This window comes from Methylophaga sp. F-2 (assembly GCF_056859315.1).
Genome location: NZ_JBSXOF010000019.1, coordinates 881,621 through 898,049, shown reverse-complemented (window position 1 = coordinate 898,049; position 16,429 = coordinate 881,621). Strand labels below are relative to the sequence as shown.

General features: G+C 42.0%; 15 protein-coding genes and 1 tRNA gene. 15 read left to right on the top strand and 1 reads right to left on the bottom strand.

What is annotated here, in order from left to right:
* Window positions 1–45 precede the first annotated feature (45 nt).
* The 13 genes from AC13DA_RS13590 (at window position 46) to AC13DA_RS13530 (ending at window position 11,813) form a co-directional block, all read left to right on the top strand.
* Window positions 46–122 (top strand) — tRNA-Val (locus tag AC13DA_RS13590).
* Between the two features lie 72 nt (window positions 123–194).
* The gene (thrS, locus tag AC13DA_RS13585) at window positions 195–2,120 is read left to right on the top strand and encodes a threonine--tRNA ligase (RefSeq protein WP_007145591.1); all 1,926 of its coding nucleotides are present in this window, start codon (window positions 195–197) and stop codon (window positions 2,118–2,120) included.
* 3 nt (window positions 2,121–2,123) lie between these two features.
* A complete protein-coding gene (infC, locus tag AC13DA_RS13580; protein ID WP_139031853.1) occupies window positions 2,124–2,642 on the top strand; it encodes a translation initiation factor IF-3 in 519 nt (172 codons plus the stop codon).
* Window positions 2,643–2,676: 34 nt separating this feature from the next.
* A complete protein-coding gene (rpmI, locus tag AC13DA_RS13575; protein ID WP_007145589.1) occupies window positions 2,677–2,874 on the top strand; it encodes a 50S ribosomal protein L35 in 198 nt (65 codons plus the stop codon).
* 16 nt (window positions 2,875–2,890) lie between these two features.
* Complete coding sequence (gene rplT, locus AC13DA_RS13570; RefSeq protein ID WP_091711655.1) at window positions 2,891–3,250, top strand: 50S ribosomal protein L20; 360 nt, start codon at window positions 2,891–2,893, stop codon at window positions 3,248–3,250.
* A gap of 106 nt (window positions 3,251–3,356) precedes the next feature.
* Entirely contained in the window at window positions 3,357–4,394 is a 1,038-nt protein-coding gene (gene pheS, locus AC13DA_RS13565) for a phenylalanine--tRNA ligase subunit alpha (RefSeq protein ID WP_284452121.1), read from the top strand.
* A gap of 16 nt (window positions 4,395–4,410) precedes the next feature.
* Window positions 4,411–6,786 carry a phenylalanine--tRNA ligase subunit beta gene (pheT, locus tag AC13DA_RS13560; RefSeq protein WP_284452120.1) on the top strand — a complete coding sequence of 792 codons (2,376 nt, stop codon included), beginning with the start codon at window positions 4,411–4,413 and terminating at the stop codon, window positions 6,784–6,786.
* 39 nt (window positions 6,787–6,825) lie between these two features.
* On the top strand, window positions 6,826–7,122 hold the full coding sequence (gene ihfA, locus AC13DA_RS13555) for an integration host factor subunit alpha (RefSeq protein ID WP_007145585.1): 297 nt from the start codon (window positions 6,826–6,828) through the stop codon (window positions 7,120–7,122).
* Window positions 7,106–7,468, top strand: coding sequence for a MerR family transcriptional regulator (locus AC13DA_RS13550; RefSeq protein WP_007145584.1), 363 nt, complete (start codon window positions 7,106–7,108; stop codon window positions 7,466–7,468). Before ihfA ends, AC13DA_RS13550 begins: the two co-directional genes overlap by 17 nt.
* Window positions 7,469–7,600: 132 nt before the next feature.
* A complete protein-coding gene (locus AC13DA_RS13545; RefSeq protein ID WP_284452119.1) occupies window positions 7,601–8,272 on the top strand; it encodes a methylamine utilization protein in 672 nt (223 codons plus the stop codon).
* Window positions 8,253–10,580, top strand: coding sequence for a bifunctional diguanylate cyclase/phosphodiesterase (locus tag AC13DA_RS13540; protein WP_284452118.1), 2,328 nt, complete (start codon window positions 8,253–8,255; stop codon window positions 10,578–10,580). Before AC13DA_RS13545 ends, AC13DA_RS13540 begins: the two co-directional genes overlap by 20 nt.
* A complete protein-coding gene (locus AC13DA_RS13535; protein ID WP_050797524.1) occupies window positions 10,558–11,385 on the top strand; it encodes a DUF3034 family protein in 828 nt (275 codons plus the stop codon). Before AC13DA_RS13540 ends, AC13DA_RS13535 begins: the two co-directional genes overlap by 23 nt.
* Window positions 11,385–11,813, top strand: a complete 429-nt coding sequence (locus AC13DA_RS13530; protein ID WP_284452117.1) for a group I truncated hemoglobin — start codon at window positions 11,385–11,387, stop codon at window positions 11,811–11,813. The genes AC13DA_RS13535 and AC13DA_RS13530 overlap by 1 nt, the downstream gene beginning before the upstream one ends.
* Before the next feature lie 75 nt (window positions 11,814–11,888).
* On the opposite strand, the gene AC13DA_RS13525 is transcribed toward AC13DA_RS13530, so the two are convergent.
* The gene (locus tag AC13DA_RS13525) at window positions 11,889–12,878 is read right to left on the bottom strand and encodes an HpcH/HpaI aldolase/citrate lyase family protein (protein ID WP_284452116.1); all 990 of its coding nucleotides are present in this window, start codon (window positions 12,876–12,878) and stop codon (window positions 11,889–11,891) included.
* A gap of 279 nt (window positions 12,879–13,157) precedes the next feature.
* Between AC13DA_RS13525 and AC13DA_RS13520 the strand changes: the two genes are divergently transcribed.
* Both AC13DA_RS13520 and ppsA read left to right on the top strand, forming a co-directional pair.
* Entirely contained in the window at window positions 13,158–14,048 is an 891-nt protein-coding gene (locus AC13DA_RS13520; protein ID WP_007145578.1) for a pyruvate, water dikinase regulatory protein, read from the top strand.
* 8 nt (window positions 14,049–14,056) lie between these two features.
* Complete coding sequence (ppsA, locus tag AC13DA_RS13515; protein ID WP_007145577.1) at window positions 14,057–16,423, top strand: phosphoenolpyruvate synthase; 2,367 nt, start codon at window positions 14,057–14,059, stop codon at window positions 16,421–16,423.
* The last annotated feature ends 6 nt before the right edge of the window (window positions 16,424–16,429 follow it).

The following is a 16,429-nucleotide window of genomic DNA, read 5'->3' as shown; positions in this document are numbered from 1 at the left end:
CTTGCAATCTGTCGTTAGCTGCGTATAATTTCGCAGCTTCACGGCAGGCACGTAGCTCAGTTGGTTAGAGCACCACCTTGACATGGTGGGGGTCGGTGGTTCGAATCCACTCGTGCCTACCAGTATATTCAAAAGCGCTTAGGCGCTTTTTTGGTTTTTAAGGCCCTTTGTATCGGCCACAACCAGGATTTCATATGATTTCAGTAACACTTCCCGATGGCTCCCAACGCCAATTTGATCATCCCGTTTCTATCCATGATGTTGCCGCTGATATTGGTACTGGCCTAGCTCGTGCTGCATTAGCTGGTAAAGTCGATGGGAAATTGGTGGATACCTCATTTGTCATTGATCATGATGCCGAGATCGCCATTATCACTGAGCGTGATGAAGAAGGGCTGGATGTGATTCGTCACTCGACATCACACTTGATGGCTCAGGCGGTAAAACAGCTTTATCCTGAAGCTCAAGTCACCATCGGACCTGTCATTGAAGATGGCTTCTATTATGATTTTTCATATAAAGAAGCATTTACACCGGATGATTTAGACAAAATCCAAAAACGTATGGAAGAGATTGTGAAGCAAGATCTTCCTGTGGTTCGTGAAGAAATTTCTCGTGATGCGGGTATCGAACTATTCCGCGAGATGGGTGAAGTCTATAAAGCTGAAATCCTAGAAGACATTCCTCAAGGTGAGACTTTATCGGTTTATCGCCAAGGTGATTTTGTCGATTTATGCCGTGGCCCGCACGTGCCGAGCACCGGTAAGCTAAAAGCGTTTAAGTTGATGAAATTGGCGGGTGCTTACTGGCGTGGTAACTCTGATAATGAAATGTTACAGCGAGTTTATGGCACGGCCTGGCAAGATAAAAAAGCGCTGAAAGCGTATTTACATCGTCTTGAAGAAGCTGAAAAACGCGACCATCGTAAAATCGCCAAGAACCTCGACTTATTCCATTTGCAGGAAGAAGCGACGGGTATGATCTTCTGGCACGATAATGGCTGGCGTATCTATCGCGTCGTTGAAAACTATATTCGCGATGTATTACGCGATAACGGTTATCAGGAAGTGCGTACACCTCAGGTTGTTGATCGCACTTTATGGGAAAAGTCCGGTCACTGGGATAAGTTTGGTGACATGATTTTCACTACACATTCTGAAAATCGTGACTATGCCGTCAAACCAATGAACTGTCCTTGTCATATTCAGATTTTTAATCAAGGTCTGAAAAGTTACAGAGACTTACCTTTGCGCATGGCGGAGTTTGGTTCATGTCACCGTAACGAGCCATCTGGCACATTGCATGGTCTGATGCGTTTGCGCGGATTTACACAAGATGATGCGCATATCTTCTGTACTGAAGATCAAATTCAATCAGAAGTAGCTACTTTTATTGAGTTATTGCATGAGGTCTATGCTGACTTCGGATTTAATGAAATTATCGTTAAATTATCGACTCGCCCTGAAAACAGAGTAGGCAGTGATGAGGTATGGGACAAAGCTGAACATGCATTAGAACAGGCATTAAATGCTGCCGGTCTTGATTGGGATTTACAACCGGGCGAAGGCGCGTTTTATGGTCCAAAGATTGAGTTCTCTTTAAAAGATTGTCTCGGTCGTGTGTGGCAATGCGGTACTATTCAGGTGGATTTCTCAATGCCTGGACGTCTGGATGCGGCGTATGTCGCGGATGATGGCAGTAAACAAGTTCCGGTTATGCTGCATCGTGCCATCCTTGGGTCTTTAGAAAGATTCATCGGCATCCTAATAGAAGAGTATGCTGGTGCCTTCCCAACATGGCTTGCACCCAAGCAAGTTGTGGTAATGGGAATCAGTGATAAACAATCTGAATACGTCAGAAATATCACCAACAATTTGCAGAAACAAGGATTTAGAGTCGATTCGGACTTGAGAAACGAGAAGATTGGCTTTAAAATACGCGAGCACACTTTACGTCGTGTACCATATCTGATTGTTGTGGGTGAACGTGAAGCAGAAAATAATGCCGTGGCAGTACGCACTCGAAAAGGCGAAGACCTAGGTGCAATGCAACTTGAGGACTTTGTTGGCTTGCTACAGAAAGATGTTGCGAGTCGCGGTCGAATAATTATAGAGGATTAGAACATCGCTACAGATCAAAAAAGGCTGAATGGAGAAATCACAGCCAAAGAAGTACGATTAACAGATTCTAATGGTGAGCAAGTGGGCATCGTTACGCTGAAAGAAGCGTTGGAACGAGCCGAACAAGCTGATCTGGATTTGGTGGAAATCGCACCACAAGCGACTCCACCAGTATGCCGTATCATGGATTACGGCAAGTTTTTGTTTGAAGAAGGCAAGCAGAAAGCGCTAGCTAAGAAAAAACAGAAACAAATTCAGGTGAAGGAAGTTAAATTCCGACCTGGAACAGAAGAAGGGGATTATCAGGTAAAACTACGCAACCTGATACGTTTCCTAGAAAGCGGAAATAAAGCTAAAGTCAGTCTCAGATTTCGTGGACGTGAAATGGCACATCAGGACTTAGGTCTGAAGTTACTTGAAAGAGTCGCTGAAGATTTAAAAGAACTGTCAAATGTCGAACAGCGCCCTAAGAAAGAAGGACGTCAAATGACAATGGTTTTAGCTCCGGTCAGTAAAAAATAACTACATAAACTTTCAATGCGGAGTTGTTAATTCAATGCCTAAATTAAAAAACCATAGTGGTGCTGCTAAACGTTTTAAACGTACTGGTAGCGGAAAATTCAAGCGCTCACAAGCTTTCACTAGTCATATCCTGACCAAGAAAAGCACTAAGCGTAAACGTCAATTACGTTCTACTCTGACAATCTGTAAAGCAGATCACATGTCAGTTCGTAAGATGTTGCCAAACCTGTAATTGAGGGAGTTTTCTAATGCCTAGAGTAAAACGCGGCGTCACAGCACGTGCTCGCCATAAAAAAGTTCTTGATCAAGCTAAAGGGTATTACGGTCGCCGTAAGAATGTATACCGTGTAGCTGTCCAAGCTGTTACAAAAGCAGGTCAATATGCTTATCGTGACCGTCGTCAGAAAAAACGTAATTTCCGTACTTTATGGATTGCGCGTATCAATGCTGCTGCACGTGAGTGCGGAATGTCTTACAGCAGAATGATCGATGGTCTGAAAAAAGCCTCTATCGAAATCGATCGTAAAGTGCTGGCCGATATCGCTGTACATGACGAAGCTGCATTTGCTGCACTTGCAGAAAAAGCGAAAGCTGCACTGGCAAACTAAATCGTTGGTTTATTGATTAAACCTACGTGTTTGCATGTAAGTAGAAAAGGGCCGCCAAAACGGCCCTTTTTTGTTTCTGAATATTGTTCCTCAGACGGGGGTAATAATGGCTGAACTGGATACACAGTTACAAGCTTTAAACGACATTGTTGAGTCTGCTAAAACGGCAATTGCACAAGCGAATGATAATCGGGCTTTAGATAACGTTCGCGTTGAATTTTTAGGTAAAAAAGGCAAAATCACGGCTTACCTTAAAGATTTAGCCAATGTGGGCGTTGAAGAAAGACCCATTATCGGTAAATCGGTAAACATAGCTAAACAAGATGTCTCTGCACTGATCGATGCGAGAAATAAATCCTTGTCTGAAATGGCGATGCAAGCCGCTTTAGCCGCAGAAACAGTCGACGTTACCTTACCTGGTCGTAATAGTCAGATTGGTGGTTTACACCCGGTAACACGCACATTACAACGTATTGAACGTTACTTTAAGAATATTGGCTTTGATGTGGCTGAAGGCCCTGAAATTGAAGATGGCCATCACAACTTTACTGCCCTCAATATTCCTGAGCATCATCCCGCGCGTGCGATGCACGATACATTTTATTTTGATGCCGATAAATTATTAAGAACACACACATCACCGGTTCAAATCCGGGTGATGGAAGAAGAACAGCCTCCGTTACGTTTGATTGCACCAGGCAGAGTTTATCGCTGTGACTCAGACTTAACGCATACGCCGATGTTTCATCAGATTGAAGGGCTGATGGTGGATGAAAATATCAGCTTTACTGATCTGAAAGGCATCTTGTCAGACTTCTTGCAGGCTTTCTTTGAGAAGCCTTTAAAAGTGCGTTTTCGCCCCTCTTATTTTCCGTTTACTGAGCCTTCAGCTGAAGCGGATATCGAGTGCGTTATCTGCGGCGGGGAAGGATGTCGAGTTTGTAGCCATACCGGCTGGATTGAAATATTAGGCTGCGGTATGGTTCATCCGAACGTATTCAAACACGTCAATATTGATAGTGAAAAGTATTTAGGCTTTGCGTTTGGCTTAGGCGTTGAACGGATGGCGATGTTGAGATACGGCGTTAATGACTTGCGTATGTTCTTTGAAAACGATTTACGTTTCCTGAAACAATTCAGTTAAGCGACGAGATAAGACAATGAAGTTTAGTGAAAAATGGTTACGAGAGTGGGTCAATCCTGCACTTGATACAGATGCTTTAGTAGAGAAACTCACTGGTGCTGGTCTCGAAGTTGATGCTGTAGAGGCTGTAGCAGGCGAATTTTCAGGCGTTGTTGTGGGACAAGTTACCTCTGTCACCCCTCATCCTGATGCTGATAAGTTGCGTCTGACGAAAGTGAATGTCGGTGCTGATGAGTTATTGGATATTGTTTGTGGTGCAAGCAATGTACGTGAAGGGCTAAAAATTCCAGTTGCAGTTATTGGATCTGTATTGCCCGGTAATTTCAAAATTAAACAAGCTAAATTACGTGGTGTGCCATCGTTTGGCATGTTGTGTTCATCAAAAGAATTAGGTCTCACAGAATCAGCGGAAGGCTTGATGGAGCTTGCTGATGATGCACCGGTTGGTGAAGATTTCCGTGTTTATCTGGACTTAGATGATAAGGCCATAGATATTGATCTCACACCCAACCGCAGCGATTGCTTGAGCGTCGCTGGTGTGGCGCGTGAAGTAGGCGTACTGACTTCAGAGGATATTAATGCGGTAGCGTGTGATGATGTTAATGCGACTTCTTCTAAGACATTTGAAGTCAAGGTTGAAGCAAGCGCTGCCTGCCCCCGATATTTGGGTCGTGTCATCGAAAATATTAATCCTGCAGCAGAAACACCTGTATGGATGCAAGAGAAACTGCGCCGAAGTGGCTTGAGAAGTTTAGGGCCTGTTGTTGATGTCACAAACTACGTGATGCTTGAATTAGGCCAGCCTATGCATGCCTTTGATCTGGATAAGATCGATCAAGCCATTCATGTGCGTTTATCTGAACAAGGTGAAAAACTGACTTTGTTGGATGGACAAGAAATTGAAACACAGGCGGGGACTTTATTAATTTCTGACTCAGAGAAACCACTCGCTTTAGCTGGTGTAATGGGTGGAAAAGAATCTGCTGTCAGTTCACAAACAACGTCTTTATTTTTGGAAGCTGCTTTTTTTGCACCTGAAGCGATTGCCGGTAAAGCGCGTAGCTATGGTTTGCATACTGATTCATCACATCGCTTTGAGCGCGGTGTTGACCCTGAATTAACTAAGTCAGCAATAAACCGGGCTACGGCTTTATTACTTGAGATTGTCGGTGGTGAAGCCGGTCCTGTTATTGAACAATGCAGTGAAAAAGAGTTACCGGAGATAGCAAGCATTCATCTGCGAGCGGACAGAGTTAAACGTGTGCTTGGACTTGAGTTAAATAAAGAAACAGTATCTGAACAGCTAACACGCTTAGGTCTCGTTGTAGAAAATGTTGATGGTGGCTGGCAAGTCTCGGTACCTTCATTCCGCTTTGATCTTGCTATTGAGGTCGATTTAATAGAAGAGTTAGGGCGTTTGTATGGTTATGATAAATTGCCAAATACACGACCTCAGGGAACGGTATTAACAACCAACATTACTGAAACGCTGACGCCAGTTGAGCGTTTACAAAATGTATTAGTGGATCGTGGTTATTATGAGGCCGTTACCTACAGCTTTGTAGAACCCAAAATTCAACAACTACTCGCTGAAGACACATCAGCACCTATTAAATTAGCCAATCCGATTTCCGCTGATTTGTCAGTGATGAGAACATCACTTTGGCCAGGCTTAGTGCAAGCCATGGTTTATAATGCTAACCGTCAGCATGAACGGATTCGTTTGTTTGAAGTAGGGCGTGTATTTAAAGGAACGCTGGACAATATTGATCAGCATCGTCAAATTGGTGGTTTGATCTATGGTAGCCAATATGCGGAACAATGGTCTCAAAAGCCGCGGAATGTCGATTTCTTTGATATCAAAGCGGATGTTGAGGCTTTACTCAAATTGGGTGGCGGCCAAATAACATATGAAGCAGAATCCCATCCGGCATTACATCCTGGACAGTCTGCTCGTGTGTACAAAAATGGCAAAGCCATTGGCTGGCTGGGGGCTTTACATCCAAAATTGAATAAACCACTCGATATTGATGGTAAGGTCTATGTGTTTGAATTAAGCTTGTCTGACGTCGTTGAAACAGATGTACCAGAATTCGAAACACTATCAAAATTCCCTGCTTTGCGTCGTGATTTGGCATTACTGGTTGATGATGCAATTACGGCGGGTCAAATCGAAGATTGCCTGAGGGAGATCGATTCTGATATTCTTAAGTCATTTCAATTATTTGACGTATATAGTGGAGATGGAGTCGAGCTTGGTAAAAAGAGCTTGGCAGTAGCCTTTATACTCCAGCATAAAGAACGAACTTTAACAGACGATGAAGTCGACTCATTGCTCAATAGTGTGACAGAAGCCCTGGCGCAAACACTGAATGCAACGATAAGATCTTAAAATCGTTTAATAAACAATAAGAATTAATTTGAGGTAGACATGGCACTGACTAAGGCCGATATGACAGAACAGTTGTACGATGAATTAGGTTTCAACAAACGTGAAGCAAAAGAATTAGTTGAAATGTTTTTTGAAGAAATTCGTTCGGCACTAGAAAAAGGTGAACAAGTAAAGTTATCTGGCTTCGGTAATTTCGAGTTAAGAGATAAAAGCGAAAGACCTGGCCGTAACCCAAAAACTGGTGAAGAAATCCCAATAACAGCCCGTCGTGTGGTCACGTTCAGACCCGGACAAAAACTGAAGGCAAGGGTGGACAATTATGCTGGAAGCAAGTAACAACAACGAACTCCCTGTAATACCTGCAAAACGTTATTTCACCATTGGTGAAGTGAGTGAACTATGCGGTGTAAAACCGCACGTTCTAAGATACTGGGAACAAGAGTTTTCACAGCTAAAGCCGGTAAAACGACGCGGTAATCGTCGTTATTATCAACGGCATGATGTGGTGTTGATTCGTGAGATTCGTGGTTTGTTATACGAGCAAGGATTCACCATTGGTGGTGCTAGGCAGCAACTTGGAACGGACACAAAAACTATAGTTGCTGAACACCAAACGGACCAAAAACAGCTTGTAAAAGAATTGCTGAAAGAGCTGGAAGATTTAAGAACTTTTTTAAATTAAATCTATTTAATCGCTATGAAAAAAGCCCATGCAAGATCGCTTGTATGGGCTTTTTTCGTAGTTAAATGACTTTATTCAATCTGCTTAATTCTCAATATTGGAATCGATAATGTCGAATAGACTAGAGTTATCATGTCGCTAAAACGCTGTTACTGGATTATTTCTATAACGATTGTATTTTGTTTCTCAGTTAATTCTCAGGCGACGGAAAGATATCCCTTTGTGGTTGTTGATCAACAAGGCTTACCATTAAGTGATACCGTTATTGAGCCTTTAGTTGATGTATCAAAAAAACCTCATAAGTCGCTTCCACTTACCAGTATCGATCAAGTCAATAAGCAGTTTACGCCACAACAAATTATTATCCAAAAGGGACAATCTGTTGAATTTCCAAATAGTGATAACATCAGACATCATGTGTATTCATTCTCAAAAGCAAAAGTCTTTGAACTAAAACTTTATGCTAATAAGCCAGAAGCACCTATCACATTTAATGAGGCTGGCGTAGTTGTACTGGGATGTAATATCCACGATAGTATGATTGGCTATATCTATGTCGCTGATTCTAATCAAACTGTTGTTACGGATGATAATGGTAGCGCCGAGATAATCGTAGACAAACCGATTAAAGCTGTTCGTGTGTGGCATGCGCAACAAGCTGATGGTGCCGAGTCACAACAGATACTTACTCTGGATACTTTGTCACACAATACAAGGGGGCAGTTAATGATTAAAGTGACGACTGTCGACCCGCTACCTAGAAATAGCTTTGAGGATGTTTTTGGTGTGGTTTCACCGGATTAAATTACGAAACAAGATTTTTTTGTTATGTACCTTTTTGGTATTTTTTACTACGGTCGTTATCCAGGCCAGTACATGGTTGAGTAGTCATAAATTTAATCAGCAACAGCTAACAGAGCGAGTTTTGAGTGCAAAACAGGTACTTATCGAATATTTATCTGCACAAGAAAAGTTATTAGTTATTGCTGCTAACGTTCTGACATCTGACTTCGGTTTCATCCGTGCAGTTGCAACTTCCGATGCTGAAACAATCAAAAGCGTATTGCAAAATCACGGTAAACGAATTGATGCTGATTTAATGCTACTGACAGATTTATCTGGCAGCCTTATCAGTTCCAGTCGGGCGATTTTATCTGACTCTGATTTAAATGAAGCTTTAATCAAAAGTTTGATCAACAGTCCCGGAAAAAGTTTTTTTGCTACGATTAATCAGCATTTTTATCAGTTAATATTACTGCCGGTTAAAGCACCTCATACAATTGCTTATAGTGTAGTCGGATTTGAAATTACGGCTGATGATATGGATGCCTTAAAAAAGCTCACCGGCGTCGATGTGAGCTTTTATGATGAAGACAAGCAGCTACTGATTTCCACAATTGGTGTTGAGAGTTTTAGACAATTTCAAGACAATCTGAATAATCAGCTTACCTATCGATTTATGATTCCTCGGCCCGCTTATATTACTGAGGAGTTGCTCCTGCCATCCACGAGTGCAGCGCCTGTCGGTGTTTTGCTGACCAGCAGCCTTGCTCCTCTTTATGCTCAATATGACGAAATTATCATTCATAACCTCTTATTGGCGCTGTTGGTAGCAATTATTGCATCATTACTGAGTATTTTTCTGGCAAAAAGTCTCACTATCCCACTGACAAAATTGACAAAGCTAGCGGAAAAATTCGCTGCTGGAGATTATTCATCAACTATTGATCTAGAGAGAAGTGGTATAGAAGCAAGACAGCTACTGAGTACATTTGAAATGATGGGGCAGCGGATTAAACTGCGTGAGGATAAGATTCTTTACCAAGCTCAATACGATATTTTGACCGGCCTCTATAACATCTATACGGCGAAACAAAAATTACCTGAGTATTTAGCTTCAGGACGGCAAAAACTACTGGTTGCTTTTAGTATTCGTAACTTCAGACAGATTAATGATCGTTTAGGGCCTGACATTGCAGATGACTGCTTAAAGGCACTGTCTGCACGCCTTAAACATACTGAGCTTATTGAAATACAAATGGCGGCAAGACTGGACGGTGTAGAGTTCTTCTCTCTACTGAATTTATCAGAAAAGCTAAGTCCTATACATCAGGTCGATAATTTCCTCAGTTCTCTTGAGGGGGATTTTAACGTTGCTGAATTAATGATAAACCTGGAGCTCAGCGCTGGTGTTGTTATTTATCCAGATAATGGTACCGACACAACATCATTACTGAGAAGAACCAGCATCGCTCTCGATAATGCAAGAAAAAGTAAACAGCGTATACATTTTTATAAGGATGGTGAAGATGAAGCTCATCTAGAGCGTTTGGCAATTACTGATGCTCTGAAAAATCTTTTTAAAAAACCTGATACTGAAGAATTATTTATGGTTTACCAACCTAAGATTAATTTACAAGATCAGAGTATTAAGGCAGAAGCACTGATTCGCTGGAAACATCCTGATAAGGGATTTATTTCACCAGAGTTATTTGTGAATCTGGCCGAGCAAGCTGGGCTTATTATCGAGTTAACGGATTGGGTGATTGATTCTGTTTTCTCTCAGATGGCATTTTGGCAAAACAAAGGACTTATAGTCCCTGTATCGATTAATGTCTCCGCGCAAGATTTGATGCATAAAGACTTTGAAAAACATCTCTGCGAGTTGGTTGAGCGTCATCAAATTAACCAGGCACTCGTTACTCTAGAAATTACTGAACGAGATATCATGCACCATGAACATATTGTTGTTGCCGCATTAAAAAGGTTGAAAAGTCATGGTTTTCATATTGCTATTGATGACTATGGTATCGGCCAGTCATCATTATCCAAACTCAAAGATCTCCCTGTAGATGAAATTAAACTGGATAAAAGCTTTATTATGCAGTTAGCTTCTTCTGAAAAAGATAAATTAATTGTTCGTTCTACTATTCAATTAGCTCATCAGCTTGGCTTTTATGTTGTTGCTGAAGGCGTAGAAAATGAAGCTGGTCTTCAGATTTTGAGTGACTTTGGTTGTGACGAAATTCAAGGTTATTTCATCAGTAAACCGCTTTCTGCAGGTACGTTTTATTCATGGCAAAAAGAGTATGTGGAAAAAAATATTTCTTAAATTAATGCTTTTTATGCCCGTTGTCTGTTGTGCAGCAGATGGAAAATTAATTGCAACTCCTGGTGTTTCTCAGATAGAGGGAAGCGGAGGTGGAGGGCTGGTTCCTTGGGCACAATTAGCAGGTTACGCGAGTCAGGATGAAGTCGCTTTCAATGTTTTTTGCAGTCGTGGTGAGGTTGATGACTACAGATTAGATGTCTGTGGTGCTCAAACAAATTTATACGATCGTTTGGAATTATCAATTGCAGAGCAAACGTTTCATGTTGATGCTCTGGATCGCAATATTCGTCAACGTATTTTCGGTGCCAAATTACGTTTGTATGGGGATATTGTCTATAGTGATTGGCCACAACTCAGTTTAGGTATCCAACATAAAACGTTACATGATCCCTTTGTTGCTGATTTACTCGGCGCAGAAGATGATAGTGGAACAGATTATTATCTGGCTGCGAGTAAATTACATCTAGGCGCGATTGCTGGCCTGAATTGGCTGTGGAATGTCACAGGCCGTTATACGGAGGCAAACCAAACCGGTTTATTAGGATTTGGTGCAAAAGGGGAGGGTGCCGAACTTGTCTGGGAAGCTTCTACAGCCTTATTGCTAGGAAGGCATATTGCTTTGGGGGTTGAGTATCGCCAAAAGCCGGATAATTTATCACTGAAAGAAGACGACTGGAAAAGCCTGTTTCTCGCTTGGGTACCCAATAAATCACTGAATATCACTGCTGGTTGGATTGACTTGGGGGATATCGCCGGTGCAAAACATCAAGATGGTATCTACTTTTCCATTATGGGCAATTTCTGATGAGATGCAGGAATATTTGCATTATTTTACTTATCTTCGGCTTTTTGACCGCTTGCGGTCATTTTTCGCCTGCTCCCTCATTGTATGAAAAACTCGGCGGTGAAAAGGGGATCGTTTCTATTGTTAATAACCTCACGAAAAATATTGGACATGATGAACAGCTATTTCATTACTTTGCCCAGTCTAATGTCAGCCGATTCAAAAAAAGCTTAATACTATATCTTTGTGCAACTAGTGATGGACCGTGTCAGTACAATGGTGACTCAATGCAACAAATTCATGACGGGATGGATATCAATGAGCGTGATTTTAATCATTTGGTAGATTTACTGATTGATGCTATGAATGAAACAGGTATTTCCCATCCCATACAAAATCAATTGCTTGCGAGATTAGTCCCCTTGAGAAAGCAGATCATTTACCGATAGTGAGTCACAGTAGTTGTTTTGTTTCAGCCATATGCGAGTTGGATAGGGTCTGTTAGTTACTGTTTTAATGAGGCACTAAAAGAATTGTTCCTGGACATCTGTAGAAAGCTTCTCGCCAGATAGATGAGCCCGCTGTAGAAGCTGCCAGTAATAGCGATAAGAGGCCTTATCATACAATTTATCGTTTAAGCTTATTGGTGCCCAACTACGTTGTTGTGCTGTCAACAAGATTTCACTGGCAAGCTGGATCTTTTCTGACTCAGGTGTCATCGCTTTTATAATGGCTTTTATTTGTTGGGGATGCACACTCCACATTCTCAAAAAGCCAAACTGATTACGCGCTCTATAAGCATCTTCAAATGTTTGTTGATAATCCTTAATCGCCAGTGTCACATTATGTGATGGTATACAGCCAGAAGATATGGCGGCACAGGCTATTTCTGTTTTCGCTCTGACAATCAGAGCATGTTCAAACTGAGTAGGACTATGCATAGCATTATCCGTTATAGCGCCTTGATATGTGCTGATATAGTCCATAATCCCGAAATCTAGAACTTGCACAGGCTTCATGGCTGCAATTTTGTAGACGTCGTTTAATGCACCGTGTGTTTCAATTAATACATGGATAGGGATGGGGTGGGTAATGTTGTATCTCTGTGAAGCTTGCTGAATATATTCAAGCATAACCTCAACTTGATGAGCATTTTGCGCCTTGGGCAGTGTAATATAGCGAATATTGTCTCTTGCGCCAGATAACAAAATATCGATTTCCTGTCGCCAGACAGAATGATCATAGCCATGGATACGAATTCCTGACATATGATGAATGTTGTGTTCGCTATTGAGAAGTTCAACAATCATATTCGCATGTTGTATTTCTCCACCCGAGGCTGCGCCGTCTTCACAATCACAGGTTATATCGAATACCGGGCCATATTCAGATTGAATTGAAAAGGCTTTGAGTAAAGTATGGCGGCTACCAGCGAAGTGTTCACATGCAGGTATTAAAGGTAGTGGCGAGATGTCATCAACAAGTGCATCATTCGGATGAATTAAGATAGTCATTATATAGATATCCCTAACTCAGCTCTTTTCATCACGTCATCGATCATCGTGTGTCTGATTGTCAAAAGCATAATATATCGATTAAGTCTGGTTTTTAGTTTAAAAAGATGCGATTATTCACGGTTTTGGTTGCCGTATTTTAGTAACAAATTCGATTGGAATAGTCTTTTTTCCAACGAATTAACTATATATGGTTTGGGCTGAATTGAGTAAACACTGATTTGTCTGGACGCAAAATTTTTGTTGATCAATTCCTGTATTTCGGCACATGATTAACACATGACAGAAACAGAACTACAACATTCTGAACAGATACGGAAAGTCTTCTTTGTCTCAGACCGTACTGGACTTACTGCCGAATCTTATGGAAAGTGTTTGCTTGCCCAATTTCCTGATTTGGAATTTGAAACCATCACGCTGGCTTTTGTGGATACACCAGAAAAAGCCTTGCAAGCACGAGAAAAAATTAATGAAACGAGCTTAGAGTCTAATCTTAAGCCAGTGGTTTTTAGCACATTAGTGCACGATGATGAACAATACATTATTGAAAGCGCTAATGCCTGTGTTATCAGCTTGTTTCACAGCTATATTGGCTCCCTAGAAAGTTTTTTTGGTGTGGAGTCGTCACACAAGCAAGGCGTGTCGCGAATTGCCTTCAGTGATACCACATACCAGCGTCGATTGGATGCGATTGATTTTGCACTTACGCATGATGATGGCGTCAGACCGGATCACTATAACGATGCTGACGTTATTCTGGCGGGTGTGTCACGTTGTGGCAAAACGCCCACCAGTCTTTATTTGGCGATGAACTTTTCTCTTAAAGTGGCAAATTATCCACTTACACCGGAAGACTTATCATCAGATGAATTGCCTCAATGTTTATTGGATAATATTGATAAACTTGTTGGTTTAACAATTAAACCGGTGCCATTAAGTCGAATCAGACGCCAGCGACGTCCTGGCAGTGAATATGCCTCACTGGAAATTTGTCAGGCTGAATTGACACAAGCACAAGCTATGTTTGATAAAGCGGGCATTGCCGTTTTTGAAACAACCGATACATCGATCGAAGAAATCTCTAGCCGTGTAGTTCGTGCGCTTGGCCTAGGTAGAGAACGTGTTAGAGAGTCGGTCTTAATGTTTAATAAATCTATAAAAGCAAGGTAGTTATAACTATGTCAGAATATGTTATCTCTCTGGATAAGCTATGCATGGAGGATGTCGGCAGAGTAGGTGGCAAAAACGCCTCATTAGGTGAAATGCTGCAAAATCTCGCCCCTCTAGGAGTCGATGTCCCAGGTGGTTTTGCCACGACTGCGGATGCTTACCGGGAATTTCTTCTGCACGATGGACTCCAGAGTAAAATCAATGATCGTTTGCGTGAGCTGGATGTCGATGACGTCACTGCTTTGCAAAAAACAGGTCAGGAAATTCGTGACTGGATCATGACGATTCCTTATCCAGAAGCGATGGAAAAAGCCATTGATGAAGCTTTTGCTGCATTGGAAAAAGAATACGGTCCTGAAGCTAGTTTTGCTGTGCGTTCATCAGCAACGGCGGAAGATTTACCTGATGCTTCATTTGCTGGACAACAAGAAACATTCCTTAATGTTTCCGGCTTAGACAATATCAAAAAAGCTATTCGTGAAGTATTTGCATCGTTATTTAATGACCGTGCTATTGCTTATCGCGATCACCAAGGGTTTGATCATAGTGAAGTGGCTTTATCAGCCGGTATTCAAAAAATGGTACGTTCTGATATCGCCAGTGCGGGTGTGGCCTTTTCTCTGGACACTGAAAGTGGCTTCCGTGACGTTGTGTTTGTTACAGGTAGTTATGGCCTGGGTGAGATGGTGGTTCAAGGTGCTGTTAACCCTGACGAATTCTATGTACACAAAAATACATTAGAAGCTGGCCGCCCATCTGTGTTACGACGCACTGTCGGTCAAAAAGCAATTAAGATGGTTTATTCTGGTGATGCTTCATCACCGGTTAAAACCGTGGATGTTGATGAAGATGAACGTCTACATTTCTGCCTGACCGACGAAGAAGTTGAGTCTTTAGCAAAAATGGTAGTGACTATCGAGAAACATTACCAACGTCCAATGGATGTGGAGTGGGCTAAAGATGGTAATGATGGTCGTATCTACATCGTTCAGGCGCGCCCTGAAACGGTTCAAAGCCGAACTAAGAAAAATGTCCGTGAAACTTTTGTCCTGAAACAAAAAGGCGAGTTGATTTCTGTCGGACGTGCTATCGGTAGCAAAATTGGTCAGGGTAAAGTGCGTTTATTAAACAGCCTGGATCAAATGAATAAATTCCAGGAAGGCGACGTTTTATTAACGGACATGACCGATCCTGACTGGGAACCTATCATGAAACGTGCTTCGGCCATTATCACTAACCGTGGTGGTCGTACTTGTCACGCCGCGATTATTGCACGTGAATTAGGTATTCCTGCTGTTGTTGGTTGTGGTGATGCCACTGAAAAAGTGGAAGAAGGCACAGAAGTGACCGTCTCATGCGCCCAAGGCGATGAAGGTAATATCTATGCTGGTTTACTTGAGTTCGAACACCGTGTGGAAGAACTCGACAATATGCCTGAGCTACCTGTCAAAATCATGATGAACGTAGGTAATCCTGATCGCGCATTCAGCTTTGCTCAGTTACCTAATAAAGGTGTTGGTCTGGCGCGTTTGGAATTCATCATCAACAATATGATTGGTATCCATCCAAAAGCATTGATGAATGCGGATAAGATGGAAGGTGAAGTTAAACAAGCCATTAAAGAGCGTACAACCGCTTACGGTGACCCGGTAGAATTTTACATCAGCCGTATTGCTGAAGGTGTATCCACCATCGCCGCTGCGTTCTATCCTGAAACTGTGATTGTTCGTATGTCTGACTTCAAATCGAATGAATACGCTAATCTGATTGGCGGTACCTTGTTTGAGCCTGAAGAAGAAAATCCAATGATTGGCTTCCGTGGAGCATCACGTTATTCATCAGAAGATTTTGCTGAATGCTTCAAACTTGAAATTGAAGCGATGAAGCGTGTTCGTGATGTAATGGGATTAACAAATGTTGAGTTAATGATCCCGTTTGTTCGCACACTGGCTGAAGCGGAGTCTGTGGTTAATTTGCTCAAAGAAAACGGTTTGGAGCGCGGTAAAAATGGTCTGCGTTTGATCATGATGTGTGAACTACCTTCAAATGCTGTTATGGCAGATGAATTCCTCGAATTCTTTGATGGTTTCTCTATCGGTTCAAATGATATGACTCAGTTAACACTGGGCTTAGACCGTGATTCAGCGCTAGTGGCCGGCTCATTTGATGAGCGTAACCCTGCGGTACTGAAAATGCTGGATATGGCGATTACAGCCTGTAAGAAAGCAGATAAATATGTCGGTATATGTGGTCAAGGTCCATCAGATCATGAAGACTTGGCTGAATGGTTATTAGAGCGTGGAATCAGCAGTATTTCATTAAACCCTGATACCGTAGTCAGTACATGGCAGGCTTTAGCAGAAAAGCATGCTTAAAAAGTA